The organism is Sphingomonas sp. (genome assembly GCF_019749955.1).
Taxonomy (GTDB): domain Bacteria; phylum Pseudomonadota; class Alphaproteobacteria; order Sphingomonadales; family Sphingomonadaceae; genus Sphingomonas.
On the sequence record NZ_JAIEPC010000011.1, the window covers coordinates 36,718 to 62,692 of the forward strand.

The window sequence follows — 25,975 nt, forward strand, 5'->3', positions numbered from 1 at the left end:
AAGCTAGGGCAATCGCATTGTGCCGACCAACAGTCCGATCATCGCGCCCGTCATCGCGCTCATCGCCTGGACGCTTGTCGTCTGGATCTGGATGTATGCGACGCGGCTCCCGGCAATGTCGCGCGCCGGGATCGACGGCACTAAGATCGTCGGCACGACCGGGCCAGCACTCCGCGCCGATCTCGTCGCGGGTGGCGAACTCAAAGCGTCATGGGTGGCGGACAATTACAACCACCTGCTCGAACAGCCGACGATTTTCTATGCGATCTGTTTCGTCCATGCGTTGATTGGCACCGGCGACGGATTCAATGCGCAGATCGCCTGGGCCTATGTCGCGCTGCGGATCGTCCACAGCATCGTCCAGAACACCTTCAACCGCGTGCTCGTGCGCTTTTCCGTGTTCGTGCTGGCCAGCCTATGCCTGTTCGCGCTGACCCTGCACGCGGCAATGGCCTATTTCGGCTGGCACATGCACGGCTAACAAAACAGCCGCGCCATCGATCGTTCGAGCATGACGAGTTGCCACAGCGTGCGGCCATGATCGGCGCGTCCGGCGCGGTGATCGGCGGCCAGCCGCTCGATCGCGGGCATAGCGAACCAACCGGTGCCGCCGAGAATCGGGGACCGTGCGAGCGCGGCAGCTTCGTCGGCCAACGGCCCGCGAAACCAGGCGCTGATCGGCGTCACGAACCCCATTTTGGGGCGGTAGAGGATGTCCTCGGGCAGATAGCGTTCGAGCGCGTGCTTCATCACCCATTTGCCCTGCCCGCGCCGGATGCGCAGCGACACGGGGAGCGTCGCGGCAAATTCGATCAGCTTGTAATCGAGCAACGGCTCGCGCGCTTCGAGGCTGACCGCCATGCTGGTGCGATCGACCTTGGTAAGGATATCGCCGGGCAGCCAATGCTTGAAATCGGCATATTGCGCAGCATCGAGCGGCTCGCGGCCCGGGGCATTCTGCATCGTCGTGAGATAGCGATCCTCGGCACGGTGCCCGCCCAGCGCCGCGCGCGCGGCATCAGTGAACAGCAGATTGCGCAGCACCGGCGGCGTGACACCCACTGCGCGCGCATAAGCCGTCGCGCCATCATCGGCGAGGCCGAGAAAAGTGGTCTTGGCGCGAAACCGCTGCGGCGCCCAATCGGCCTTGGGATAATAGCGGCCAAGCGCGCCGAACAGCCGCGTGCGCAGGCTCGCGGGGATCAGGCCGCGCAGCCGCTCTTCGGCCGCCTGAAAACGATAGCGGCGATAGCCAGCAAAGGCTTCGTCGGCGCCGTCGCCCGATAGCGCCACGGTCACGGTTTCACGCGCGAGTTCGCACACCCGGTAGGTCGCGAGCGCCGAGGCATCGGCAAAGGGCTCGTCGAAGGCGGCGACCAACGTGTCGATCAACGCGAAATCATCCGCCGCGACGATCCGCTCGCGATGTTCGGTCGAAAAGCGCGTCGCGATCTGGTTGGCATAGGCGCGTTCGTCATGATCAGCGGCGTCGAACCCGATCGTGCAGGTCTTCACCGCCCGCCGCGAGCCCTCCGCCATCAGGGCAACGACTGCTGAACTATCGACCCCGCCCGACAGGAACGCACCAAGCGGCACATCGGCGATCATCCGCAGGCGCACGGCGGCGCGCATCCGATCGACCAGTTCTTCCTCGATCGCGCTCGCCGAGGCCCGCGTGCGGTTGCTGAAGTCGAGGTCCCACCATTGCTGCGGCGCAGGTACCGGCTTGCCGCGTTCGATCAGCAGGAAGTGCCCGGCCGCAAGCTTTTGTACGCCAGCGACGAGGCAGGCGTCGTCGGGCACATAGCCGAACGCCATAAAATCCTCGACCGCGCGGATATCAGGCGTGCGGCGGACGAGCGGGTGCGCGAGCAGCCCCTTGAGTTCCGAAGCGAATGCCACCGCGCCGTCCGACAGCACCACATAATGGAGCGGCTTCACCCCCATCCGGTCGCGCGCCAGAAACAGCGCTTTGCGGCGATCATCATAGAGCGCGAGCGCGAACATGCCGTTGAGCCGGTCGAGCATCGCCGGCCCCCACGTGGCCCAGCCGTAGAGCAAAACTTCGGTATCGCTATCGGTGCGGAAATGCGCGCCCTTGGCTTCAAGTTCGGCGCGAACCTCGGCAAAGTTATAAATCTCACCGTTATAGCTGACCGAGATCGTCCCATCGGCGCTGTGCATCGGCTGCGCGCCGCCGCCGAGATCGATGATCGCGAGGCGCCGGTGGCCAAGGCCGATGCCAGGTGCGGTCCACACCCCTGCCCCGTCTGGCCCGCGATGCGCCTGCGCATCGGTCATCGCGACGATGCGCGCAGGGTCGATCGGCTTGGGGGTGCCGGGGTAGAACAGCCCCGCAATGCCGCACATCAGCGAATGCCCGCGCTATGATCGGCGATGCGGTCGACCGGGCCGAGCGCGGCGAGGAAACGCGCAATTGCGGCCTCTCCACGCGGCTCCTCCGCCGACACATGCACGGCAACCGCAGCCTGACGCCCGCCGAGCAGCCGCGCACGCAGCGTCGCAAGCTTCACCGCGACCGGACTTGCCGTCCGCGTCTCACCGATCCGGTACCAGCTCACCACGATCCGCTCGACCGGCCCCGGCGCGGTGATCCGCATCGCCGCGCCGTCCGCGACCGGCGGCAGGCCGCTGACGCGCACCCAGCGATCATCCTCACGCAACGGCCCGACACCAAAGGCAACCACTTCGTGCCCCTCGCGCTGGCTGGCATAGACCGCGATTGCGAGATCGACTTGATGGCCTTGCGCGTCGGCATAGCGCCCGATCAGGAAATGATCCGCGCCGGGATAGTTGGGCGACCATGCCGCGCGCGTGCTTGTCGGCACCTGATGCCAGCCTGGCACTTCCGGCAAGGCGATACGCGATGGCAGCGCATCCGCGCGTGCCGCCGAGACGCTGCTCCAAGCGGGGAAGGCAGCGGCGGTGGTCAGGACCAACGCCGCCGCAAGCCACGCGTCGATCGTCTGACGCGGCATCGGCAAGCGCGTGACGTCGATCCAGGCCGCATCGGGATCGCGATCGAACCAGCGCCAGCCAATCGCCAGCACCGCCGCCATCACCACCCCGAAAAACACCCAGCCATAAACGATATGGTCGAACCCCGTCGCCGCCTCGACCGAGGTCAGATGCGCGGCATAGATCGTGCCGAACGCCCGCAGGCCATTGGCGATCACCGGCACCACCAGTGCCATCGCCAGAAACGCCGCGCGCCGTGCCCAGGTTACGTAGCAGACGTTCGCCACCAGCACGCCGTAAGCGAACATCGCGATCACGAATTTCGCGCCCGAGCAGGCTTCGGCAACCTCGAAATAGCCGTTGGGGATGGTGATCAGCACCCCGTCGACCTGCGCGGGGACGCCCGCCAGATGCAGCAGCGGGATTGTCATCGCAACCGTCACTTGCTGGAGCGGCGCTTCGAGCCCTTCACCGAACGGCACCAGAAAATAGGCGTAGAGCAACGGAAACAGCAGTCCGCGCGCCACCTGTGGCCCGAGCAACGTCACCACCGCGCCCTGGACCATAGTTACTAGCCCCAGATGCCGCGCCAGCGCGACCCCGGCAGCATCGCCGACCAGCCAACTCAGCCCGCCGAGCGCAACGAGCGCCAGCCCCGGAGCCCAGCCGACCGGCGTCAGCGCGGCGAGCTCATGCCGACGTTGCCACACCAGCCAACCCACCACCGGGCCAATGAACAGGCAATGTCCAAAGGTCGTGCTGGTCCACCATATCCGCGCGAGATCAGCGGCGTCATGCCCGAACAGGACGAGCAGCAGGACGGTCACACCCGGCAGGATGCCGCCCTGCCGACGCCATGCCAGCGGCGTGGGCGCAAATTCCTGCGCAGCGATGGCAATCGTCATGTCGCCGTCGATACGCTTCGGGCCGATCCAAACGAACGCCCCAGAACGGGATCGAGCGCCGACAGCCGGGCCGACCAGCCATAGCGCTTGAGCACTTGCGCGCGGGCGGCCAGCCCCAGCGCATGCGCCGCTGCCGGATCCTCGATCAGCGCGGTGATGTGGTCGGCAATCTCACCCACGGTCGTGCCGACGCGGATCGTGTCGCCGTGGTCAATCCCCTCGGCCGCTGCTGCCGACGCCACCAGCGGCCGCGCCATCGCCATCGCCTCGAGCACCTTGTTCTGCACCCCGCGCGCGAGTTGTAGCGGCGCCACCACGACCTGCGCGGCGGCGAGCCAACCGCGCACATCGGGCACTTCGCCCGTCACGATGACGCCCGGGATCTTGGTCAGCGCGCGAACGGCATCGCTGGGGTTGCGCCCGACGATGGCGAAGCGCGCGGCCGGGTGTTTGACGCGGATGTGCGGAAACACTGTTTCAGCAAACCAGCGCACCGCTTCGATATTGGGGCGATAATCCATCTGGCCGGTAAAAACGATCAGCGATCCCGCAATCGATTCGATCCGCTTGAACTGCGCACCGGGATCGAAAAACGCGGTATCGATGCCATTTTCGACGACATGGACGCGCTCGGCGCGGGCGCGGTTGCGGAACAGGTCGGCTTCGGCTTCGCTGACGAAAAGGCTGGCGGCGGCGCGCGCGGCGATGCCACGATCATGCTGGAGCAGCAGATTGGCTTCGCGCTGCATCATCCAGCGCATCGGACCCCGCGCGCTTTGGGCATAAGCGGCGAACTTCGCCGAATCCATGTCGCAAAAGTCCATGATCACCCGAAATCGACCCGCAGGCGGCAGATATTGTGCCATCTGGCTCGAAAACACGAAGACGGTATCGATCGCTTGGCGCGACATCACGCTTTGCACGGCTTCGGCAAAGGCGCGGCTTTCGAACGCGGTCAGCGACACCGGGCGCCGCCACAACAAGGCTTGCAACGCGGCGAGCCACTGCGGCTTCGACCGGAAAATGATCGACCGGCTGGCGGTAAAGGGCACCAGCCCGCTCTTGCGCTTCAAATCGTTCGAATCATCGGCAAAGGCGACGATATGGACGCGACTGCCCCGCGCGAGGTGCTTGAGCATGTGAAAGCCACGGATCTTGTCGCCACGATCGGGCGGAAAAGGCATGCGGTGGGCCAGGAACAGGATGTCGCCCATGTCAGCCGAGGCCGCGTGCGATCAGCGGCCCTGCGCGGTTTGCAACCCAGAGCGGCAGCTTCTTCCAGCGCTCGATCTTGGCCTGATAACGCGGGTTGAGCGGATTGACGTCACGCACCGTCTGACCGTCGGCGCTGCGTTTGAAATAGCGCAGCGGCAAGCCCTCAAAACCCCAGTGATGCTTATAGGCAGCAGGTCCTGTGCCGACCTTCGACCGGCCAAAATCGAACCGCGTGCAGCCGCGCGCGCGGGCATGGCTCATCAGCGCGAAATACAGCCGCTCATTCGCGCGCAGGCTGCGCGCGGCAAATGTCCCGCCGCCCCAATAGGGAAAGGCGGTCCCCCCGAAATAGAGCGTCAACACGCTGGCCACTGGCACCCCCTGCTGCAGCACAATCGTTATATCAGAATCTTCACCAAAGTGGGCGATAACTTCGCGAAACAATCGCGGGGGAAAAACGGGGGTGCCGAGGTTGCGCACAGACTCGGCGTAAACCGCGAAATGCTGCCGTCGTGCGACCGCGTCGCGCGCGAAGACGACCTCAAGATCGGCGGCAAGGCCCTTGCGCACCTCGGCGCGGTGCTTGCGCGGGATCGCGGCAAGCTCGGCCTCGTCATCGGCCGCCAGCGGGCGCGCGAAGTTAAGATAGCTCGTGTCGTCGACTTGCCAGTCGGCGCCGGGCAGCGGCCCACCGCGCACTTCCATCGTCGGGCAGCCGAGCCGACCGGCGAGTGCCCAGCCAGCGTCAGCCAGTGCCGTGACGGCCTCGGGGAGTTCAGCCAAGATGCCGCCGCCCACGCCGAAGCCCGATGATACCAACGCACGCCCAAACAGGATCGAGCGAATCTCGGTGAGCGGGAGGATCCCCGCGATCAGGCCGCTCCCCCGTTCAGCGATCAGGCAGTGCGCGCGCTGGCCGCAGCCAAGCGCGACGGCGCGCTGCCATGCCGTCAGATGGAAGGGTGTCGCTTCGGGATGCGCACGCACGAAATCGTCGATCCGCGCGCGCTCGCGGGCATCGCCGAGATCGGCCGTGCGCAGGCCGAGCGGCATCGCGAGCAGCGGTAAGGTCACGCGCGCGCCGCTTCGACCGCGACAACCTGATCGACACGGCCCCAGTCATGCCGCTTGATCAGCGTGCGCAGCTTGCCGGCCATCGCGCCCAGTCGGCTGTAATGGCGCAGCTTCGATTTGAGCGGCGCATTGGCGACGCGCGGCTGGCCGGGGTCGATTTCCCACGGATGAAAGTAGAACACTGCGGGGCGCGCGGCGGCATTGACCTGACGCACTGCCCAGCTCGAAAATGCCCCCGGAAAAAGCCGGAAAAAGCCACCACCTGTCGCCAGTCGCTTGTTGCCAACTTCGGCAACGGTCACTGGCAGTTCGATCAGGTCGCTGTCATCGAGCGGGCGAAAAGCGAAGCGCGGGGCGTCGCGCCAGCCATAATGGTCGTGCACCAGCGGCGCGACGCTCGACGAATAGCGATAGCCCGCCTCGGCCAGGATCGCATGCGCCCACGGCGTGCGCTGGTCGATCGAAAAGCTCGGCGCGCGATAGCCGGTGACGGCGGTCCCGGCGGCATCCTCAATCGTCGCCCGCGCGCGCGCCAAATCGGCGCGGAACTGCTCGGGGGTCATCGTGAAGACGCGGTCGTGGTCCCAGCCGTGGCTTGCAATTTCATGCCCGCCGTCGACGATGCGACGGATGAGCGCGGGATAACGTTCAGCAACCCAACCAAGGGTGAAAAAGGTCGCCCGGACGCCGCTTTCGGCAAAGAGCGCCAACACGGCATCGGTATTGCGCTCGACGCGCGGCGTCAGCGATTCCCAGTCGCGCTTGTCGATCACCTTTTCAAAGGCGCCGACCTGAAACCAGTCCTCGACATCGACCGACAGCCCGTTGCGCATGGTCTGTCCCCTTAGCCAGCCAGGCCGCGATAGGCAGCGAGATCAGGACGGTGGCTGTCGCTTTCGATCCAGTCGATCAGCAAGGTCAGGATGCGCCGCAGCGCGGCTTCCTGCTCCTCGATCCGCGCTTCAAGGGCCGCGATCCGGGCATCGGTTGCGGCATGAGTCGCTCGGTCATCGCGCCCGTCCTCGGCAACTGCGCTGATGCGGTGGCCCTGTAGCGCGACCATTTCATCGAGGTTCGCGACTTGGTCGGCTAGCCGCGCGAAGTCGCTCTCTGCGATCGTCGGCACCGCGACAGGCATCTCGACCGCGGCAACTTCGGTGACGAAGGTGGATTCGCTCGCGGCGAGGCCGACGATGGGCAGAGGCGCTGGAGATTCCGGAACCTCGGGCACATGAAGGACTTCAGTCTCAGCTACCGGCGTGGAAATCATCTCCGCCAACACCGCAGGTTCTGACGCCTTGATCGCCGCATCGCCGTTCATGTCGGCGATCACGGTGGCGACCGTGGCCCCATCGATCAGATCGAGCTGCTCGATCGCGCCAAAGAGCATCACGCGCCCCGCAAGCTGGTTCAACCGACGCGGCACGCCGTCCGATCCGGCATAAAGCGCGGCAAAGGCGTCGTCGGTAAAGCCCGGACGCCCCTGCCACCCGACGATGTTCAACCGGTGGTGGATATAGGCCGCGACTTCGCCCGGCCCCATCGGGTCGAGATGATGCGTTGCAATCACCCGCTGGCGAAGCTGTTCGAGCCGCTCCGACCCTTGCAGCCGCTCGCGGAACTCGGGCTGGCCGAGCAGGAAAATCTGGAGCAGCGCGTGCCCGCCCGCCTGAAAGTTCGACAGCATCCGCAACTCTTCGAGCGCGCTCGTGTGCAGCGCCTGCGCTTCGTCGACGATCAGCAGCGTGCGCCGACCGCTGCGCGCCACCGCATGCAGCCCGCGCTCGATCGCGCTCAGCAGCTGCGCCTTGACCATCGCGGTCGGATCAATGTCGAGCCCAGTAGCGACCATGCGGAGCAGGTCGTCAGCTTCGATCTGCGTCGACACGATCTTGATCGCGTGCAGCCGCTCGCGGTCGATCGTCGCCATCAGATGGCCGACGAGCGTCGTCTTGCCCGCGCCAATGTCACCGGTCACGACGATGAAACCTTCGCCCTGGCTCAGCCCATAGCCAAGATAGGCCATCGCCTTCTTGTGCGTGGCCGATTCGAACCAGAATTTGGGATCGGGGGTCAGCTGGAACGGCCGACCGCTCAATCCATAATGCTCATCGTACATCGTTACCGTCCTGTCCGGTTGACGCCGGATCGTCAGAAAGAATAGCGGCCACCGACCAGCGCCTGAAGTGAGGTGATTGACGGCGCCCGATCCTGCCCGAAGTTATAGATGCCAATCGAGCCAAAGGCATTGAACCGCCCGAAACGCCGATTGATCGATCCGATCGCGCCGACATTATACACGCCAATCTGCGTGCCGATGCCACTCTTGTAATAATTGGCAAAGACATTGGCGTCGATCGACGTGCGCCTATCGAGCTGATGGTTGATATAGGCCTGAACGTAGTAGCTTTCGTCTTCGAAACCGTTGATCGTGAAGCCCGGCCCGCCGTTGGACGCCAGATAATCGCGGTTCGCATAGCCCGCACCAACCCCGAAATTGGTACGCCCGCGGGTGACCGCGATCACCGCATCGACACCGCGCGAGCGGAACGCCGATGTCGACACCGATTGCAGCGCGCTGTTCAGGCAATTGCCCGCCGCCCCGCCCTGCGCGCCGAACACGCAGCCGTTAAAGCCTTGGCCGAGCGTGTTGCTGCCCGGATTGAAGCTCGTCGGGATCTCGTTGAGATTGTTCTGGAGCTGACGACCAAAGGTCTGGATGCCGTCATAGCCTGACACGCGCACCGCGACCGTCTTCGACGCCTGATAAGTCAAGCTACCGACGGCACTGAAGCTGCCATAGCGCTCGCCCGCATGGACTTCGAGCTGGGTGCGCTGATTGGGCCGCCACACGACACCGGCATCATAGTAAAGGCCGTCGAAGTCGTAATCGATCCGGCGCTGGCCATTGGGATCGATCTGAAAGCGTCCGCGATTATTGACGACGGGCTGGCCGGCCGCGTCGAACAGCGCATCGCGGTGGCTGATCTGGATATTCTCGTAACCGACCCCGGCGGTCAGCGCGAGCGTCGGACTGACGGGATAAAGCACGTCGAGGCGGCCATATTTGCCCTCATAGACCTGGTCGAGCTGGCTCGCGTCGTCGCGCGACCACGCCCCGCTGAGCGTGATCCCGACCGGCAGCACGCTGCCCGACTTCAGATTGAGGCTCGCCTGCGCCTGCTGGCTGCGCGAATCATCGAACACGTCGAGCCGCTGGCCATTGACCGGGCTGACGATGCTCGGGGCCTGCACCTTGGTATAGCCAAAGCGATAGCCGCCGCTGATGCCCAGATCACCGATATGCGAGCCGAATGTTGGCCCCGCATAAACCGCGTAAAGCTGGCTGATGTTGGCGACATTGCCTTGCAGGATGCCCGGCGCCGCACCGCGGATGTCGGAGCGGGTGCGCGTGGCCAGCCCGCCAGCCTCGATCGTCAGCGGGTTGGCAACGCGCACGGCAGCGCGGACGAGGCCGCTATGGATGTCGGTATCGGCGAGCCGATTGTCATAGGCAAAGCGGTGTTCGTAGCGGTAGCTCGCCTGCACCTGCACGCGCCGACTCTGCACCGTCGCGTCGATGCCCGCCGCAATCGTGGTGTAGGTGAGCACGTCGTCGTTGGTCAGATCGGCCGTCACAATTTGTGCTGCCTCGATGTACGGCGTGATCTGCTTTTCGCGCGCCGACGCAGGCGCGGCGAGAATTGCCGCCCCGACTGCGGCCCCGATCATGAGCTTGCGCATCATGCGTCCTCCATCCCGTAATAGCTGCCGAAGCGGCGCCCGTTCGGCGCATGAGCAACGGCGTTGAGCACCAGTTGAATCTGTTCGCACCCGTCGAGCAGCGCGACGGCTTCGCGCAGGTCGCTCTCGCTGGTGCGGTCGGCGCGGACGACGAGCATGATCTGGCCGACATGCAGCGCGAGCGTCGCGGCGGGCGACGCAGCCAGTGCGGGTGGCGAATCGAAGACGATGATGCGGCGCGGATCGGCGGCGAGCAGCGCGTCGAGCAATTCGGGCGTGCGTGCGCTCGCGAGCAGCTCGGTATCCTGATTCGACCGTGTGCCCGCTGGCAGCAGGCTCAGCTGCGGCACGTTGGTGCGCACAATATAGTCCTCGATCTGTGCGCTGGGATCGGCGAGCACGTCGAGCAGGCCAGGCCGGTCCTCGAGCCCGAGCCGCACCAGCACATCGGGCTTGGCGACATCGGCATCGACGAGCACGACTTCGATTTCGCGCTCGGCGGCAAGGCTCAGCGCGAGGTTGATCGCGCAGTAGGTCTTACCCTCATGCGCGTTGGCCGACCCGACCAGGATCGCGCGGGCACGCGGGCCGTGTGACGCGGCGACGGTCCGCGCAGTCAGCAGCAACTGCCGTTTGATCAGCCGGAATTCCTCGGCAAGCGCGTTGACCGGGGCACCGGGGGTCAACAGCCCCTGATCGGCGAAGCGCGCGGGGTCGATCGTGACAACGTTCTGCAAATCAGGCCGCGCGCAGAGCTTGGGCACCACCTCAGCGACCGGAGCAACAACGTCAGGCGCGGTCGTCGGCGGGAACGGCTCCGTCACCGCATCGGCGGGAATCGGTCGCGCATCAGCGCCGCGCGCCCGGAACGCCGCGTCAAAATCATAGACAGTCGCGGCGCGTTCGAGCAGCGACGGGCGCCGCAGCGGGGTGGGATCAATCATGCCGTCAATCCCCGCTGAATAAACTCGACGCCGATCAGCGCGACAAAGGCGACTACCAGCGCCGCCGTACCACCTGCGAAATACATCAGCCGCTGGCGCCGCAACGTGCGCTCGGCCGTGGTCACCAGCTCGCCGATCGCGCCGATCACCGGCAGCCCGGTGGCACGCTCAAGTCGTGTCGCGGTGGCGAAAGTCGTCTTGAGCTGACCCAGCGCGAACGCCGCGCCAATGCCAGCACCAATGCCGGCGATCAGCACGCCGCTGAGCAGCAGCGGGCGATTTGGCGCAGAGGGCGCACGCGGTGCGGCTGGCGGATCGATGACGCTGAACTTCACCGAATTGGTCTGGTTCTGGACCTGCCCGCGCAGTTTGATTTCCTCGCGGTCGGCGAGCAGCTTGTCATATTGATCCTTGAGCACTTGATAGTCGCGCTCGAGCTGCGCCTGTTCGGCGGCGACCGCCGGATTGTCGGTCAGCCGCGCCTGAAGCTGGTTGAGGTCGTTCTGGATCTGCGCCTTGCGCGCGCTGAGCGCCGCGACCTGCGCCTGCTTGTCGGCCTGAAGCGACCGCAGCGACGCATAGATCGGATTGGGCGTCCCTGCCCCGCCCGCGCTGAGCGGTTCGTTGCGCGCGGCGGCCTGGGCAGCGGCGAGCTGGCTCTTGAGGGCGACGACATCAGGATGCGAATCGGTCCAACCGCGCCCGCGCGCTTCGGCAATCTGGCCAAGGATCGCATTGACCCGTGCCCGTGCTGGTCCGGCAGCACCGCCGCCGGTGCCCGGCGTGCTCGCCGGTTGCCCCGCCATCTGGCTGTTGAGCGCGGCAAGGCTCCCCTGCGCCGAAGCGAGATCGGTCTCGACCTGCGCCATCTGGCTGCGCGCGGCGCCGATGCGGTCGTTGAGCGACCCCGTGCCCGGCAGCGAGCCCATATAGCGATTCTGGAAATCGGCGCGCTTGGCTTCCGAATCCTGCAATTGCTTCTGGCGCTGCGCCAGTTGACCGTCGAGGAACTGAAGCGTCGAGCTGGTCTCGTCGCGGTCGCCGGTCAGATTCTCCTCGACGAAAATGTCGATCAGCTTCTGGACGATCTGCTTGGCCAGCTTCGGGCCGGGCGCAGTCGCCGAAATTTCGATGAGATTGTCCTGCTGCGCGACGACCTTGATCGCGGATTGCAGCGTCGCCACGCGGTCGGCGACGTCGCGATCGGTGGCGATGCTGTTGGCCATGTCAGTACCCCGCACGACCTTGGCGAGGTTGATCGTCGAGGTCAGCGTCTGGCGCACCCGGTCGAGGTCCTTCGCCTGCTCGTCGGGCGAAATGCCGATCTTGCCGGGTAGCAGCGACTGGACCTGGATCGAGACGCGCGCCTTGGCAGTATAGGTCGCGGGAATTTGCGCGACCGCGAACCAGCCGAGCACGCAGACGAACCACGCAACCGCGAGCGCCAGCCAGCGCCGCAGCCAGATGCCGTGGAGGACGATGCGAATCTCGTCGTAAAGGCCATTCATCTCATCAGGCCTCGCTCAGAACATGCTTTCCGGGATGATGATCACGTCCCCGGGTTGCAGCTTCACATTGGCGCGCGAATCGCCGTTCTTGAGCAGGCTCGACAGCCGCAGTGCATATTCCTTCTGCTTGCCGGTCGTCCGGTCATAGCGGATCAGCTTGGCGCGGTTGCCCGCGGCGAATTCACTCAGGCCGCCCACCGCGATCATCGCGTCGAGCAGGGTCATGTTGGCGCGATACGGGATCGACGCCGGCTTGCCGGTCGCGCCGACAATGCGGACCTGCTGGCTGAACGTGCCCGAAAAATTCTCGACGATCACCGAGACGATCGGGTCCTTGATGTATTCGCCGAGTGCGATCTTCAGATCATCGGCGAGCATTGCCGGCGTCTTGCCGACGGCGGGCATGTCGTTGATCAGTGGGGTGGTGATGCGGCCATCGGGGCGCACCTGCACCTTGGCCGACAGTTCAGGATTGCGCCACACGAAGATGTTGAGCTGGTCGAGCGGCCCGATGATATATTCCTCACCCGGCGCTTCCTGTGTCGCGACATAGGATGCCGGCGGCAATTCCGGGCGCCCGCCACCGCCGACGCAGCTCGAAAGCAGCATCAGGGAAAGCGCCGGACCAGCACCGTATCTGGCAAGCAAACGCATGTGCATCACTGCAAAACCTCCTGTCTGCGCGCGCGACCGGTGACGTCATCCGATCGGGCGTGCAGCTACAGGCTCGGCTATGCGATCAAGAGGTGAAGATAGCGTTAGGATTGTCTGAAGAACCGGCCACGATCTCGCGCGGCGCGGGGTGGCCGAGGAACGCCGTCGGGCTGGCGGAACGTCCATAGGCGCCGGCCATGAAGATCGCGATAACGTCGCCAATCGCCGCCTCCGGCAGCGCAATCTGGTCGCCCAGACGGTCGAGCGGCGTGCACAGACAACCGACGACGGTGACCGTCCCGGTGGGCGCTTCACCCATTCGATGCACCAGCGCGATCGGATAGTTTCGGCGCACCACGGTGCCGAAATTGCCGCTCGCCGCGAGTTGGTGGTGGAGGCCGCCGTCGACGATCAGGAACGTTTCGCCACGGCTGGTTTTGCGGTCGACGATCCGCGTCAGATAGACCCCGGACTCGGCAACGAGCCAGCGGCCAAGCTCGATCGCGAAGCGCGCGCCGGTCAGGCTGGGCGGCAATGACGTCATGGCATCGGCGATTGCGGCACCGATTGCTTCGACATCGACCGGGCGGTCGCCGGGGAAATAGGGGACGCCAAAGCCGCCGCCGATGTTCACGAGTGGGGGCACGTGACCGATCGCCTCGGCCAGCCGAGCGGCGAGTGCGAGCGTCGCGGCCTGAGCGTCGATCAGCGCTTGTGTTTCGAGCGCCTGCGAACCGGCGAAGATGTGGAACCCGCGCCACTCCGCGCCGCCGTCGATAATCGAGCGGACGACATCGGGAACGGCTTCGACCTCGACCCCGAACGGCGAAGCGCGCCCGCCCATTTTCATGCCCGACCCGCGCAGTTCGAGATCGGGGTTTACCCGCACGGCAAGGTGAGGCCGGATGCAAAGCCGCTCGCCGATCGCCAGCGCACGGGCGGCCTCGCCCGCGGATTCGAGATTGATCGTGACGCCAGCCTTGATCGCCGCGCTCAGTTCGTCGTCGCGCTTGCCGGGGCCGGCAAAGCTGACCGGGGTGTCGGGTGCAGCCGCCTGCACCATCGCGAGTTCACCCGCCGAAGCAATATCGAGCCCGTCGACCAGCGGCGCCACAGCCGCAATCAACGCAGGGTTGGCCTTGACCGCATAATGGATCGCCACCGCTATCGGCAGCGCCGCCCGCAGCCGCTTGACGCGATTGGCGACGATGTCGGTATCGTAAACGAACAGCGGGGTATCGCCAGCAATTTCAATCCATTCTGCCGCTGTCTTTCCAGCAATAATCAGGTTATCGCTTTGTACGGCGAATTCGGACGGGATTGGCCCCATCGGTTTCATGCCGCCATCTCCTGCCGGATCGCCGCGCGGTCGAGCTTGCCATTGGCGTTATGCGGCAAGCCATCACGCCACTCATAGCGGCCTGGCTGCATGAAGCTTGGCAATTCGGTGCGCAGCCGCGCGCGGATCGCAGCTTCGGCTGCCGCCGCATCGCCGTTCGCCCGCGCGACGACGATGATCGATTGCCCCAGCCGCGCATCGGGAACACCGATCGCGACCGCCTCGGCTGCTTCGCCGCCGCGCAGCACGGCTTCTTCGATCTCGGTCGGGCTGATGCGATTGCCCGCGCTTTTGATCATCTCGTCATCGCGCCCGACGAAGCGGAACAGCCCGTCGGCGTCGGCGACCACCGTATCGCCCGACCACACCGCCATGCCGCCCGACGCGCCCCAGCTCGGCGCGGGCCGAAAGCGATCGGCGCTGCGCACCGGGTCACGCCAATAGCCCTGCGCCACCAGTGGTCCGGCATGCACGAGCTCGCCCGGCTCACCCGGCGCCGCCTTCGACCCGTCAGCGCGCACCGCCATGACTTCGGCGAAGGGAATCGCGCGCCCCATCGATTCGGGATGCGCATCGACCAATGTCGGCGGCAGATAGGTCGAGCGAAACGCTTCGGTCAGGCCGTACATCGGATAAAGATCAGCCGCCGCAAAGCGCTGGCGCAAGCCCTTGATCAAGCTTGGCGTCAGTGCGCCCCCCGAATTGGTCAGCCGCTTCAGCCGCGCGGCGACGTCATCGGGCCAAGCCGCTTCGAGCAACTGCACCCAGAGCGGCGGCACCCCCGCCAATGTCGTGACGTCATGTCGCGCGACCGCCTTGATGACGTCACGCGCGGTCAGATAGTCGAGCGGCACGACCCGGCCGCCCGCTGCCCAGGTCGAAAAAAGCTGGTTTTGCCCATAGTCGAAGCTCAGCGGCAGCACGCACAGCGTCCGATCCTCTGGCGTCAGCGCGAGATAATGCGCCACGCTGATCGCGCCGAGCCAGAGATTGGCGTGGCTGAGCATCACCCCCTTGGGCCGCCCCGTCGATCCCGAAGTGTAAAGGATCGCCGCAAGTGTATCGGGATCGGCTTGCGATGGCGGCATGACGTCATGCGCGCGGACATCGTCTTCCGTCACCATGCGACAATCGGGCGGCAAATCCCCAGGCTCCAGCGTCGCGGCGCGCGCCGCCTGCGTGATCAGGAGCGACGCCCCGCTGTCGCCAAGGATATGCGCCACCTGCGCCCGCTTGAGCAGCGGATTGATCGGGACATGCACCAGCCCGGCGCGCGGCACCGCGAGCGGCAGGATGCAGGCCGTGCGCGTCTTGGGGAGCCAGCTCGCGACCCGGCTTCCTGCCGGCAAGCCCGCCGCCGCGAGCCATGATGCCGATGCACCTACCACAGCTTCCAGCCCGGTGTAATCGAGCGTGCCGTCGCGGTCCTCCAGCGCAATCGCATCAGGCGCACCGCACTCCGTCAGCGTATCGATCGGGCGCGGCACGGGATCAAGCAAAACCATGACGCCTTGATAGCCGCCTTGCCCCTCAAAGAAAGGGGCTTGGCACAAGCCGCGCCGCCCGGCGCACGCACGGCGGCTTGGCAGCGGGGCAACGAGGTATTAGGTCACGCACCCGTCATCAGGGTGCGAGGACAGGTTTTGGTCACAGTTGTCGAAGTGGAAACGGTGCTGCGCAGCGTGCTGAGCGACGTGCTGGGCATCAGCGCGGCGCGCGCGGCCGCCTTTGATCCCGACACCGGCCTGTTCGGTGCGCTCCCCGAATTTGATTCGATGGCGGTCATGACGGTACTCACCGAACTCGAAGACCGGCTCGGCATCCTGATTGAGGAGGACGAGGTCGACGGCGACGTGCTCGGGACTTTCGGCGCGCTCACTGCCTTCGCCGCTGCCAAGCAGCGCCGTTGATCGACCATTACGACTGGAGCGGCGGACGCGAGGCGATGCATCGCTTCGGTTCCGATGCCGGCCCGGTCGTGATCATGCTGCTGCCGCTGTTCGACGAATATAATCGCACGCGCACCTTTGGCATGGCGATCGCGCGCGCGCTTGCCGATTTGGGCGTCGCCAGCGTGCTGCCCGACCTGCCCGGCCAGGGCGAAAGCGAGGTGCCAACCGAGCGCGCCACAGTCGAAGCTTGGCAACAGGCGCTGGGGGCGGTCATAGCAGGCCACGCTGCTGTCCGTCCGCCGCATCTGGCAGTGATGCGCGGCGCGGCAGTGCTGGACAGCGCCACGGGCGTTAAAAGCGTCTGGCGGCTGGCACCGATCCCCGGCCGCGCGGTGCTGAACGACCTGCGCCGCGCCGAGGCGGTGAGCGGGCGCAAGGATTGGGCGGCGTTCGGCCTCGACAGCCCGCCTGCCAATCTGGTCGGCAACGAACTCGGGTGGCCGCTGTACGCCGCGCTTGAGGCGCAGACGGCGCTTGAGGCTCGCGAGGTGCCGCTGCGCACGGTGAGGCTCGACAGCGATCCCGCCGTCGCCGATCTCAAGCTGCCGGGGCCACCGCTATGGCGGCGCGCCGAGCCAGGTCATGACGCCGCGCTCGCGCTTCGGCTCGCGCATGATCTCGCCGATTGGGTGCGCCAATGCGACGGCTGATCACCTTTCCTTGTGCGGGCGAGACACTCGTCGGATCGCTCGACGCGGCGGCTGGCACGACGGGATTGCTGATCGTGTCGGGCGGCAACGAAATCCGCTGCGGCGCGCATCGCGGCATGGCGGCACTGGCGAGCCGCCTTGCAGTTGACGGGGTGCCCGTCTTTCGCTTCGACCGGCGCGGCATCGGCGACTCGACGGGCGAGAACGGCGGGTTCGAGACTTCGGCCGACGACATCAAGGCGGCAGCAGCTACCTTCCGCGCGCAATGCCCTCAGATCACCCGACTGGTCGGCTTCGGCAATTGCGATGCTGCGAGTGCGCTGGCGCTGTTCGGGCGCGATGCCAACATCGACGCGCTGATCCTCGCCAATCCGTGGGTGATCGAAGCGACCGACGACTTGCCCCCCGCCGCCGCGATCCGCGCGCGCTACGCCGAGCGGCTGCGCGATCCCCGAGCCTGGCTGCGCCTCGCGCGTGGGGGCGTCGATTTTTCCAAACTCGCAAGTGGCTTGGGCAAGATTTTTGAATCTCCGTCTAAAGACAGCAACACGCTCGAGCAGTCGGTCTTCACGGCGCTAGCGACACAAGACGCGACGATCATCCTCGCCGAGCGTGACGCAACCGCTATCGCGTTTCGCGCGGCGGCGCGGCGACGACGCTACGCTGGCCCCGTCGTCACGATCGATACAGCGTCCCACAGCTTTGCCCGGACTGACGACAAGACCGCGCTCTTTGAGGCCATTCGCGCCGCGTTGCGCTAGTTATTCGGCAGCGGCTGCCAGCTCCTCAAACGCCGCTTCGGCGAGGAAGCGTTCGGCATCGAGCGCCGCCATGCACCCGGTGCCCGCAGCCGTAATCGCTTGGCGGTAGATTTTGTCCATCACATCACCGCAGGCAAAGACGCCGGGCACGCTGGTCCGCGTCGTGCCCTTCTCGACCTCGATATAGCCGTCATCGTCGAGCCGGACGTGCCCGCGAAACAACTCGGTCGCCGGATGATGGCCGATCGCAACGAAACCGCCCTCGACGTCGAGCCGTGTAGCCTCGCCCGACACGCGGTCGAGCAGATCAATCCCGACCAGTCCCTCTGGCGTCCCGCCGCCGACGAAGCTGCGCACTTCCTTGTTCCACAACACGCTGATCTTCGGATTGGCGAACAACCGGTCCTGCAGGATTTTCTCGGCCCGCAGCGAATCGCGCCGGTGGATCAACGTCACGTCATCGCTGTGGTTGGTCAGGTACAGCGCTTCCTCGACCGCGGTATTGCCGCCGCCGATCACCGCGACCTTCTTGCCGCGATAGAAGAAGCCGTCGCAGGTTGCGCAGGCGCTGACGCCCTTGCCCTTCATCAGCTCTTCGCTGTCGAGCCCCAGCCATTTGGCCTGCGCACCCGTCGCGATAATCAGCACATCGCCTTCATAGACATCGCCGCCGTCGCCGATCAGCCGGAACGGGCGGCGCGACAGGTCAACTTCGACGATCGTATCGTACATCAGCCGCGTGCCGACATGTTCGGCCTGCGCCGACATTTCGTCCATCAACCACGGCCCCTGAATGACTTCGCGGAAACCGGGGTAGTTCTCAACATCGGTCGTGGTCATCAGCTGGCCGCCTGGCTGGATACCCTGCACGAGGATCGGCTTCATCCCCGCGCGCGCGCCGTAAATGGCGGCGGAGAGTCCCGCCGGGCCGGAACCGATAATGAGCATGCGGGTGTGATGAGTCGTCGGCATTGTCGTGATCCTGTCTGTGGCGCGGCTCTGCTGTAGGGAAAGCAATCGCGCGCTGGCAACATGGTGATCGTTCGGCAGCACGCAATTGTTACACTTTGGTCGTTTTGCTTCGCGTCGGAAAATGACCGCTGCCCCGCGCGAAAATTGCAGCGCGGCATTTGCTCTCCAGCCGGTGGAACCTGCGCGAGGGAACATTCCCCCAGGGTGGGGATTGGACATGCGTCGCATTATGGCGCATCCGGCCACCGAGCGAGCCTCAACGGGCTTAAACGGGACTTTACCGCAGCGCACAACAGCCTAATCGTCGCAGCGCCGTTTCAGAGGATAGAGCAGCATATGACCGCGATGCCCCTCCAACATATCGCGTGCCTTTTTGGCCGCCATCATCGCAGCCATAAGCGCGCCCGGGCGCTCGCAGGCCCGGGTCCGAACAGCCATATCGCGCCGTGCCAAGGCTGTGGCACCCCGATGATCAAGCGCAGCGATTCATGGCATGCCATGTCGCGCGCTGAACGGCGGGAATTCGCCGCTGACATCGCCCGGCTCGCCTGAGAATTTGGTAGCGAAGGAGGGACTTGAACCCCCGACCCCAGGATTATGATTCCCGTGCTCTAACCAGCTGAGCTACTTCGCCCCAATAGGCTCGCCGCGATGGCGAGCGGGCCGCATAAGGGCTGGCGCGCGGCGGGTCAAGCGGCGAACATGTGGCGCGACAGCGGCTCCCACGGGCCGCCGCGATACCACCAGGTCGCCAATCCTGCGATCGAGATGAGGCGCGGCGTGAACCCCGCCGACATCGCGGCGAGCAATGCTTTGGCTTCGGCGGGCAACACCTTGTTCTGGATGGTCACATGCGGACGCCAGCCAGCGCGGTCCTGCGGGGTCAGCATCGGCCCGAATGCCTCGGCGAGCCGCGCGCGAATATCCTCCAGCTCGGGCGATTCGATGCGGAAGGCAACGCCCTGCCCCAAATTGATCAGCCCGCCGATCCGCGCGCGCGGCGGTGCGATCCCGCGTGTTTCGGCGACCAGCCGCTGCTTCAATTCCGCCGCGAGATCGGGCGCGAGGTGATGGAACATCGTCAGATGCGCGGCGATCACATTGCGGTCAGGCGGGAAATGCTGGCGCCGCAGCCCGTCGAAAAAGGCGAAGTCGCTCGCCCCGAACAGCGCCGAAACGATAATCGGCGCGCGCGGCCCGTTCACATCTGGACTCAAATTTCGACCTGGCTGCCGAGTTCGATCACGCGATTGGTCGGCAGGCGGAAGAATTCCATCGCGCTTTCGGCATTGCGCAGCATCCACGCAAACAGCTTCTCGCGCCAGATGCTCATGCCGGGCTTGGCCGAGGGCAGCAAAGTCTGGCGCGCGAGAAAGAAGCTGGTGTCCATCATCCGGAAATCGGCGCCACAGCGGTGAACATTGGCGAGTGCTGCCGGAACATCGGGCTCTTCGACAAAGCCATATTGCAGGATCATCCGGTGGAAGCCGTGCCCGAGGTCCTCAAGGCTGCACCGCTCATCGTCGGGCACCGTTGGCACATCGGCGATCTTGACCGTCAGCAGGATGATGCGGTCGTGCAATACGCGGTTATGCTTCAGATTGTGGAGCAGCGCGTGCGGCACCCCCACCGCGCTTGACGTCATGAACACGGCGGTGCCGGGCACGCGCGTCGCGGCGGTGGCCGCTGACCGGATGAACACGCTCATCGGCATCGCGGTTTCGCGCATGCGATCGACCATCAGCTTGCGCCCCTTCGACCAGGTCGTCAGCACGACGAATATCGCGAGGCTGACCGCCAGCGGAAACCAGCCCCCCGCCGGAATTTTGGTGAGATTGGCCGCGAAATAGGCGCCGTCGACGATGAAGAACAGGCCGAGCAGCGGCACCGCGCGCACCAGCGACCAGCCCCATAGCCGGATGATCACCACGGCGAGCAAGCAGGTGTCGATCAGCATCGCGCCGGTCACCGCGACGCCATAAGCCGAGGTGAGCTGGGACACGCTGCGGAACAGCAACACGAGGACGATCACCATCGTCAGCATCGCCCAATTGATCAGGGGCACATAGATTTGGCCAAAGGTCTCGGCATTGGTGTGATCGATCCGCAGCCGCGGCATGAAGCCGAGCTGGATCGCCTGCTGGGTGACCGAGAAAGTGCCGGAAATCACCGCCTGGCTCGCGATCGTCGCCGCCATCACGGCGAGCACGACGAGCGGCAACTGAAGCCAGTCAGGCGCGAGCAGAAAGAACGGATTATGCAGCGCGGGTACGCCCTCGCGCATCAGCAGCGCGCCCTGCCCCATATAGTTGAGCAACAGCGCCGGCAGCACGAAGAACAGCCACGACACCTTGATCGGATTGCGCCCGAAATGCCCCATATCGGCATAGAGCGCCTCAGCCCCCGTCACCGCGAGCACCACCGACCCCAGCGCAAGGAACGCCCGCAGCGGCTCACTCGCGAAGAAAACCAGCGCATAATGTGGTGACAGCGCCCACAGCATATACGGCGTCTGGACAATGCTCATCACGCCGAGCGCGGCGATCACGACGAAGTAGACGAGCATCACCGGGCCGAAGAACATGCCGACCCGCGCGCTGCCGCCGCGCTGGATCGAGAACAGCAGCACAAGGATTGCGACAGCCAGCGGCAGAATCCAGCCCGAAAACCCCGGCGCGGCCACGGTGATGCCCTCAACCGCGCTCAACACCGAGACGGCGGGCGTGATCATCGCATCGCCATAGAAAAGTGCGGTGGCCAGCACGCCGAGCAGCACGATGCCGGTCGACCAGCGCTGGGTCTTGGTCCGCCCCGACACGAGCGCGAGCAGCGCGAGACTGCCGCCTGCCCCGCGATTGTCGACCCGCATGATCACGCTGATATATTTGAACGTCACCACGATCATCATCGACCAGAAGATCAGGCTGACGACGCCCATGATATGGAACACATCGGGGGTCAGCGGGTGATGCCCGGCAAAGGTTTCGCGCAGCGCGTAAAGCGGGCTGGTGCCGATGTCGCCGAACACCACGCCCATCGCGCTGATCGCAAGCCCAGCCGCACCGCGTTTGCCGCCGGCCTTGGGCGGGGCCACCGTCGCGCTATCGGGGGTGGTGGTCACCAGCGGATCGTTCCGGCTGGTGCGAGATCAAAATCGGTCATTGACGGTGCGATGAGAGCCCCAGGATCACTGGCGGCGCGCCTAGCACTTGCGCTTGCCCCCCGCAACGGGACATTGGGGCCAGGCGCGGCGCTGGACCGTGCGCGAGTCTGAACGCGGAGTGGATGACAATGCGAGTCGGTGTCCCCAAGGAAATCAAGAATCACGAATATCGCGTCGGGCTTACCCCGCCCTCGGTTGCCGAGCTGGTGCAAGCCGGGCACGAGGTGGTGGTCGAAACGCAGGCCGGTATGGGCATCGATTTCGAGGATGCCGACTATGTCGAGGCGGGCGCGCGGATCGTCGCGACGGCAGCGCAGGTGTTCGCCGAATCGGACATGATCGTGAAGGTCAAGGAACCGCAGCCGGTCGAGATCGCGATGCTCGAAGCGCGCCACACCTTGTTCACCTATCTCCATCTCGCGGCCGACAAGCCGCAGGCGCTGGGGCTGATGAAGTCGGGCGCGACGTGCATTGCTTATGAAACCGTGACGGCGCCCGATCGCTCGCTGCCCCTGCTCAAGCCGATGAGCGAAGTGGCGGGCCGCATGTCGGTGCAGGTCGGCGCGCATTATCTGGAGAAGGAGCAAGGCGGCCGTGGCGTCCTGCTCGGCGGTGTGCCCGGTGTGGCACCGGCGCGGGTGGCGATCCTCGGCGGGGGCGTCTCGGGGGTCAACGCCGCGCAAATGGCGGTCGGCATGCGCGCGGATGTGACGATCTACGACATCAACAACGCACGGCTTGCCGAGCTCGACATGTTCTTCTCGAGCCAGATCAAGACCGCTTATGCCTCATCGGCGGCGATCGCGGCGGCGGTCAAGAATGCACATCTGGTCATCGGCGCGGTGCTGGTGCCGGGTGCCGCTGCGCCCAAATTGGTGACGCGCGAGATGATCAAGACAATGAAGCGCGGATCGGTGCTGGTCGATATCGCGATCGATCAGGGCGGCTGCTTCGAAACCTCGCACCCGACAACGCATGAGGACCCGGTGTTCGAAGTCGACGGCGTGATCCACTACTGCGTCGCCAATATGCCGGGCGCGGTCGCGCGGACGTCAGCCTTTGCGCTCAACAATGCGACACTGCCCTTTGCGCTGAAGCTCGCCAATCTGGGCGCCGAAGCGGCGATGGCGGCTGATCCGCATCTGGCGAACGGGTTGAATGTGTCGGGCGGCAAGATCCGGCATCAGGCCGTGGCGGATGCGCTCGATCTGCCGATGAACTGACCCGGGCTAAATTGCTGTGGAAAAGCCTCTCGATTTTCGCACACGGGCGTCGCTGCGCGAGGATTTGCGCCGCATCGGCCTGCGCGGGGGCGATACCGTGCTGGTCCATGCGGCGATGCGCCGGGTGGGGCCGATCTTGAACGGGCCGGATGCGCTGATCGGCGCGCTGCTCGATGTGGTCGGGCCGCAAGGGACCATCATGGTCTACACCAGTTGGGAGACCCGTCATGAGGCGTTGCTCGACGAGCAGGGGCGGGTGCTGGCCGATTGGCGTGACCATGTACCACCCTTTGTTCCGTCGACCGCGCGGGCAATCCGCATCAACGGCGCCATCGCCGAGTGTGTCAGGACGACTGCCGGTGCCCGACGCAGTGCGAACCCGAGCGCGTCGATGGCGGCAATCGGCGCGCTCGCCGACTGGCTGACCGCAGATCACCCGATGAACTATGGCTATGGCCCCGGCTCGCCACTTGCCAAGCTGGTTGAGGCCGGCGGACGCATCCTGATGGTCGGCGCACCGTGGAACAAATGCACGGCGATTCACTATGCTGAACACATCGCCCGCCTGCCCGACAAAATAGTGGTGCGTTTTGAAGTCCCGCTCGCCACACCTGCTGGAACGCAGTGGCGCTTCATCGAGGAGTTTGAGACCGATGACCCGGTGAGCGATGCATTGCCAGTCAATCACATTCACGCGATTGTCTCGGCCTTTGTCGAGCGCGGTAACGGCTCACGCGGGACCATTGGCGCGGCGCCGTCGCTGTTGATGGAGGCGCCGCTGCTGGTTCGCTTTGCGGTCGATTGGATGGAGGCCGCGACCGGCTCCGCCTCGGCCTAGCTGCGGCCGATCCGGATCTGGCGAGCGGGTTGAATGTGTCGGACCGCAAGATCCGGCCCCATTGCGTCGCGGAAGCGCTTGATTTGCCGATGAACTAGAAGAATTCATCGAACAGCAGGTGGAGCTCGATCTTCGCGCGATCGGGCGCCACGCCGTAAGCGTCGAACATTGCCTCGGCGAGGCCGAGGTCGAACTCGCGCAGACTATTCCACAGGATCGCGAGGTCCTGATAGCGGTCGGCGACCCCAACGCGACCGACATCGAGGCATCCGGTGACGGCGCCGTCATCGTCGAGGAAGATATTGTCGAGCGAGAAATCGCCGTGGGTGACGACGCGATCAGCTTCGATCGGCAACAGGCGCTGAAAATGGGCCCATAGCTGCTCGGCGGACCAGCCTTCGCGCTCGGGATCGAGCTCATCGAGATCGACAAGGCCCGCTGCCACATTCGCCGTCGCATCGGCGCTGCGCAGACCAAGGCCCGCGTCGAACGGGCAGGTCGCGATCGGCTCGGCGTGCATCTGGCGGAGAAATTTCGCGATTGAGCGCATCGCGGCATCGCGCCGCTCGGGACGGTCTTCGAGCCAGCCATAAGCCGCGCGGCCCGCCAGCGCGGTCGTCAGCAGCCAGGCGCCCGCGTCGGTCTCGGCATAGCTGACGACTTTCGGCACCTGCCAGCGGCCCTGCAGCCAGCGCAGCCGGGCATATTCGTCGGCGATGTCGGTGGCGACACCGTCCCTGCCCTGTTTCAGGAAGAGCGCCGGACGTCCGACAGCGTCGAGCTGGTGGATCGCGCCGCCCGATTCGCCGACCACATTGGGAGTCGCACGATAGCCCGCAACGATTTCCGCCAGCGACGATGGCAGTTCCACGCCGCGCGCAGGCTCAACCGCGCCCGATCAGCCGCTTGGCGATCATGTCCGCCACGGCCGCCGCAGGTTCGCCGCTGCGCTCGCTTTCGTCCCACACTTCGTTGAGCCGGTCGGGGATTTTGTGGATGCGCGCTTCGACTTCGGCGCGGTCGCCGTGCCCCATATACTCAAGGCAAACGTTGATGATACCGCCCGCGTTGATGACATAATCGGGGGCATAGGTAATGTCGCGCGCGTGCAGCCGCCAGCCGTCCTCGCGCGTCGCGAGCTGGTTGTTGGCGCCCCCCGCGATCACCTTGGTCTGGAGCGCGGTGATCGATGTTTCGGTCAGAATCGCGCCGAGCGCATTGGGGCTGACGATATCGGCCTCAATCCCCAAAATCTCCTCAGCGGGCACCACGGCGGCACCCAGTCGCGCCGCCAGCGCCTGCGCGCGATCGGCATCGACATCGGCCAGCGTCAACCGTGCGCCATCCTTGGCCAACAGCTCGGCAAGCCCGCCACCGACCGAGCCGACCCCTTGAATCGCGACATGCACGTCCTTCATGCGATCAGCCCCGAGGCCACGCTGCGCTGCTGCCCTGACGCCGAGATAGACGCCGAGTGCCGTCGACGGCCCCGGATTGCCGCCTGCCCGCCCCGACGCGACCGGCAGGCCGGTGACGTACTTGGTCTCGCTCGAAATCGTGACCATGTCCTTGTCGGACATGCCGACGTCTTCGGCGGTCACGTAACGCCCGCCGAGCGAATCGATCGCGCGGCCAAAGGCTTTCAGCAGTGCGTCGGTTTTGGTGCGATTGGCGTCGGCGAGCACCACGGCTTTGCCGCCCCCCATTGGCAGCCCCGCCATCGCATTTTTGAAGCTCATGCCGCGCGACAACCGCAGCGCATCGGTGATCGCATCGTCGCTGTCGGCATAGTGCCAGAAGCGCACGCCACCGCCGGCTGGGCCGAGCTTCGTCGAATGAATCGCGATCACCGCCTGCAAACCCGACGCCGGATCGGTAAACAGATGCACGCCTTCATGCGCGTCAAAATCGGGGAAACCCCAGCGGTTAGGCACGCGTGATCCCCCGAGGGTGCAGAAAATGGGGCGACCGACGGGACTTGAACCCGCAACTTCCGGCATCACAAGCCGGCGCTCTAACCAATTGAACTACGGTCGCCATGAAGGCCGCGCCAC

General features: G+C 65.4%; 24 protein-coding genes and 2 tRNA genes. 7 read left to right on the top strand and 19 right to left on the bottom strand.

The annotated features are described in order from the left end of the window. Positions 1-19: 19 nt before the first annotated feature. Positions 20-481: an MAPEG family protein gene (locus K2W81_RS03455; RefSeq protein WP_294101357.1), complete on the top strand. Its 462-nt coding sequence runs from the start codon at positions 20-22 to the stop codon at positions 479-481. Here the strand turns inward: K2W81_RS03455 and K2W81_RS03460 are convergent. The 12 genes from K2W81_RS03460 to K2W81_RS03515 all read right to left on the bottom strand — a co-directional run bounded on the left by K2W81_RS03460 (position 478) and on the right by K2W81_RS03515 (position 15,867). Beyond that, the gene (locus K2W81_RS03460; protein ID WP_294101359.1) at positions 478-2,370 is read right to left on the bottom strand and encodes an XrtA/PEP-CTERM system amidotransferase; all 1,893 of its coding nucleotides are present in this window, start codon (positions 2,368-2,370) and stop codon (positions 478-480) included. The genes K2W81_RS03455 and K2W81_RS03460 overlap by 4 nt on opposite strands. Then, complete coding sequence (gene xrtA / locus K2W81_RS03465; protein ID WP_294101361.1) at positions 2,370-3,884, bottom strand: exosortase A; 1,515 nt, start codon at positions 3,882-3,884, stop codon at positions 2,370-2,372. The genes K2W81_RS03460 and xrtA overlap by 1 nt, the downstream gene beginning before the upstream one ends. Then, positions 3,881-5,098 (bottom strand): TIGR03087 family PEP-CTERM/XrtA system glycosyltransferase, encoded by a 1,218-nt coding sequence (locus tag K2W81_RS03470; RefSeq protein ID WP_294101362.1) that lies wholly within the window; start codon positions 5,096-5,098, stop codon positions 3,881-3,883. The genes xrtA and K2W81_RS03470 overlap by 4 nt, the downstream gene beginning before the upstream one ends. A 1-nt stretch (position 5,099) precedes the next feature. After that, entirely contained in the window at positions 5,100-6,173 is a 1,074-nt protein-coding gene (locus tag K2W81_RS03475; protein ID WP_294101363.1) for a FemAB family XrtA/PEP-CTERM system-associated protein, read from the bottom strand. Continuing rightward, complete coding sequence (locus tag K2W81_RS03480; protein ID WP_294101365.1) at positions 6,170-7,006, bottom strand: XrtA system polysaccharide deacetylase; 837 nt, start codon at positions 7,004-7,006, stop codon at positions 6,170-6,172. Before K2W81_RS03480 ends, K2W81_RS03475 begins: the two co-directional genes overlap by 4 nt. 11 nt (positions 7,007-7,017) lie before the next feature. Continuing rightward, entirely contained in the window at positions 7,018-8,292 is a 1,275-nt protein-coding gene (locus K2W81_RS03485) for an AAA family ATPase (RefSeq protein WP_294101366.1), read from the bottom strand. A 32-nt stretch (positions 8,293-8,324) separates the two neighbouring features. Then, positions 8,325-9,920 carry a hypothetical protein gene (locus tag K2W81_RS03490; RefSeq protein WP_294101368.1) on the bottom strand — a complete coding sequence of 532 codons (1,596 nt, stop codon included), beginning with the start codon at positions 9,918-9,920 and terminating at the stop codon, positions 8,325-8,327. Next, complete coding sequence (locus tag K2W81_RS03495; protein WP_294101371.1) at positions 9,917-10,861, bottom strand: AAA family ATPase; 945 nt, start codon at positions 10,859-10,861, stop codon at positions 9,917-9,919. Before K2W81_RS03495 ends, K2W81_RS03490 begins: the two co-directional genes overlap by 4 nt. Continuing rightward, the gene (locus K2W81_RS03500; RefSeq protein WP_294101373.1) at positions 10,858-12,369 is read right to left on the bottom strand and encodes an XrtA system polysaccharide chain length determinant; all 1,512 of its coding nucleotides are present in this window, start codon (positions 12,367-12,369) and stop codon (positions 10,858-10,860) included. The genes K2W81_RS03495 and K2W81_RS03500 overlap by 4 nt, the downstream gene beginning before the upstream one ends. Before the next feature lie 15 nt (positions 12,370-12,384). Further along, positions 12,385-12,978, bottom strand: coding sequence for an XrtA/PEP-CTERM system exopolysaccharide export protein (locus K2W81_RS03505; RefSeq protein ID WP_294101376.1), 594 nt, complete (start codon positions 12,976-12,978; stop codon positions 12,385-12,387). 130 nt (positions 12,979-13,108) lie between these two features. After that, the gene (locus K2W81_RS03510; protein ID WP_294101379.1) at positions 13,109-14,362 is read right to left on the bottom strand and encodes a pyridoxal-dependent decarboxylase, exosortase A system-associated; all 1,254 of its coding nucleotides are present in this window, start codon (positions 14,360-14,362) and stop codon (positions 13,109-13,111) included. Further along, positions 14,359-15,867, bottom strand: a complete 1,509-nt coding sequence (locus K2W81_RS03515; RefSeq protein ID WP_294101381.1) for an acyl-CoA ligase (AMP-forming), exosortase A system-associated — start codon at positions 15,865-15,867, stop codon at positions 14,359-14,361. The genes K2W81_RS03510 and K2W81_RS03515 overlap by 4 nt, the downstream gene beginning before the upstream one ends. 138 nt (positions 15,868-16,005) lie before the next feature. Between K2W81_RS03515 and K2W81_RS03520 the strand changes: the two genes are divergently transcribed. The 3 genes from K2W81_RS03520 to K2W81_RS03530 are packed head-to-tail and all read left to right on the top strand — an operon-like array spanning position 16,006 to position 17,725. Beyond that, positions 16,006-16,272, top strand: a complete 267-nt coding sequence (locus K2W81_RS03520) for an acyl carrier protein (protein WP_294101535.1) — start codon at positions 16,006-16,008, stop codon at positions 16,270-16,272. A 35-nt stretch (positions 16,273-16,307) separates the two neighbouring features. Next, complete coding sequence (locus K2W81_RS03525; protein ID WP_294101386.1) at positions 16,308-16,964, top strand: hypothetical protein; 657 nt, start codon at positions 16,308-16,310, stop codon at positions 16,962-16,964. Beyond that, positions 16,952-17,725, top strand: a complete 774-nt coding sequence (locus tag K2W81_RS03530; protein ID WP_294101389.1) for a hydrolase 1, exosortase A system-associated — start codon at positions 16,952-16,954, stop codon at positions 17,723-17,725. Before K2W81_RS03525 ends, K2W81_RS03530 begins: the two co-directional genes overlap by 13 nt. On the opposite strand, the gene trxB is transcribed toward K2W81_RS03530, so the two are convergent. Next, complete coding sequence (gene trxB, locus K2W81_RS03535; protein WP_294101392.1) at positions 17,726-18,673, bottom strand: thioredoxin-disulfide reductase; 948 nt, start codon at positions 18,671-18,673, stop codon at positions 17,726-17,728. A 360-nt stretch (positions 18,674-19,033) separates the two neighbouring features. Here trxB and K2W81_RS03540 point away from each other — a divergent pair, with 360 nt between their 5' ends. After that, positions 19,034-19,249, top strand: a complete 216-nt coding sequence (locus K2W81_RS03540) for a hypothetical protein (RefSeq protein WP_294101395.1) — start codon at positions 19,034-19,036, stop codon at positions 19,247-19,249. A gap of 5 nt (positions 19,250-19,254) precedes the next feature. Here K2W81_RS03540 and K2W81_RS03545 read toward each other — a convergent pair. The 3 genes from K2W81_RS03545 to K2W81_RS03555 all read right to left on the bottom strand — a co-directional run bounded on the left by K2W81_RS03545 (position 19,255) and on the right by K2W81_RS03555 (position 21,791). After that, positions 19,255-19,331, bottom strand: a tRNA-Met gene (locus tag K2W81_RS03545). Positions 19,332-19,386: 55 nt separating this feature from the next. Continuing rightward, a complete protein-coding gene (locus tag K2W81_RS03550) occupies positions 19,387-19,902 on the bottom strand; it encodes a 2'-5' RNA ligase family protein (RefSeq protein ID WP_294101397.1) in 516 nt (171 codons plus the stop codon). A gap of 8 nt (positions 19,903-19,910) precedes the next feature. Continuing rightward, entirely contained in the window at positions 19,911-21,791 is a 1,881-nt protein-coding gene (locus K2W81_RS03555) for a potassium transporter Kup (protein WP_294101536.1), read from the bottom strand. Positions 21,792-21,988: 197 nt separating this feature from the next. On the opposite strand from K2W81_RS03555, the gene ald reads away from it, so the two are divergent. Then, positions 21,989-23,083: an alanine dehydrogenase gene (gene ald / locus K2W81_RS03560; RefSeq protein ID WP_294101399.1), complete on the top strand. Its 1,095-nt coding sequence runs from the start codon at positions 21,989-21,991 to the stop codon at positions 23,081-23,083. A 16-nt stretch (positions 23,084-23,099) separates the two neighbouring features. After that, complete coding sequence (gene aac(3), locus K2W81_RS03565; protein ID WP_294101401.1) at positions 23,100-23,921, top strand: aminoglycoside 3-N-acetyltransferase; 822 nt, start codon at positions 23,100-23,102, stop codon at positions 23,919-23,921. Positions 23,922-24,015: 94 nt separating this feature from the next. Here the strand turns inward: aac(3) and K2W81_RS03570 are convergent, their stop codons facing one another. The 3 genes from K2W81_RS03570 to K2W81_RS03580 all read right to left on the bottom strand — a co-directional run bounded on the left by K2W81_RS03570 (position 24,016) and on the right by K2W81_RS03580 (position 25,958). Further along, on the bottom strand, positions 24,016-24,792 hold the full coding sequence (locus K2W81_RS03570) for an APH(3') family aminoglycoside O-phosphotransferase (RefSeq protein WP_294101403.1): 777 nt from the start codon (positions 24,790-24,792) through the stop codon (positions 24,016-24,018). A gap of 13 nt (positions 24,793-24,805) precedes the next feature. Beyond that, a complete protein-coding gene (locus K2W81_RS03575) occupies positions 24,806-25,855 on the bottom strand; it encodes a Glu/Leu/Phe/Val dehydrogenase dimerization domain-containing protein (RefSeq protein ID WP_294101405.1) in 1,050 nt (349 codons plus the stop codon). 26 nt (positions 25,856-25,881) lie between these two features. Continuing rightward, positions 25,882-25,958, bottom strand: a tRNA-His gene (locus K2W81_RS03580). Between the last annotated feature and the right edge of the window lie 17 nt (positions 25,959-25,975).

Coding starts and splice junctions, on each gene's coding strand:
- K2W81_RS03460 (WP_294101359.1), bottom strand. CDS start 2,370: ATGTGCGGCATTGCGGGGCTGTTCTACCCCGGCACCCCCAAGCCGATC.
- xrtA (WP_294101361.1), bottom strand. CDS start 3,884: ATGACGATTGCCATCGCTGCGCAGGAATTTGCGCCCACGCCGCTGGCA.
- K2W81_RS03470 (WP_294101362.1), bottom strand. CDS start 5,098: ATGGGCGACATCCTGTTCCTGGCCCACCGCATGCCTTTTCCGCCCGAT.
- K2W81_RS03480 (WP_294101365.1), bottom strand. CDS start 7,006: ATGCGCAACGGGCTGTCGGTCGATGTCGAGGACTGGTTTCAGGTCGGC.
- K2W81_RS03485 (WP_294101366.1), bottom strand. CDS start 8,292: ATGTACGATGAGCATTATGGATTGAGCGGTCGGCCGTTCCAGCTGACC.
- K2W81_RS03490 (WP_294101368.1), bottom strand. CDS start 9,920: ATGATGCGCAAGCTCATGATCGGGGCCGCAGTCGGGGCGGCAATTCTC.
- K2W81_RS03495 (WP_294101371.1), bottom strand. CDS start 10,861: ATGATTGATCCCACCCCGCTGCGGCGCCCGTCGCTGCTCGAACGCGCC.
- K2W81_RS03500 (WP_294101373.1), bottom strand. CDS start 12,369: ATGAATGGCCTTTACGACGAGATTCGCATCGTCCTCCACGGCATCTGG.
- K2W81_RS03505 (WP_294101376.1), bottom strand. CDS start 12,978: ATGCTGCTTTCGAGCTGCGTCGGCGGTGGCGGGCGCCCGGAATTGCCG.
- K2W81_RS03510 (WP_294101379.1), bottom strand. CDS start 14,362: ATGAAACCGATGGGGCCAATCCCGTCCGAATTCGCCGTACAAAGCGAT.
- K2W81_RS03515 (WP_294101381.1), bottom strand. CDS start 15,867: ATGGTTTTGCTTGATCCCGTGCCGCGCCCGATCGATACGCTGACGGAG.
- K2W81_RS03525 (WP_294101386.1), top strand. CDS start 16,308: ATGCATCGCTTCGGTTCCGATGCCGGCCCGGTCGTGATCATGCTGCTG.
- K2W81_RS03530 (WP_294101389.1), top strand. CDS start 16,952: ATGCGACGGCTGATCACCTTTCCTTGTGCGGGCGAGACACTCGTCGGA.
- trxB (WP_294101392.1), bottom strand. CDS start 18,673: ATGCTCATTATCGGTTCCGGCCCGGCGGGACTCTCCGCCGCCATTTAC.
- K2W81_RS03540 (WP_294101395.1), top strand. CDS start 19,034: ATGACCGCGATGCCCCTCCAACATATCGCGTGCCTTTTTGGCCGCCAT.
- ald (WP_294101399.1), top strand. CDS start 21,989: ATGCGAGTCGGTGTCCCCAAGGAAATCAAGAATCACGAATATCGCGTC.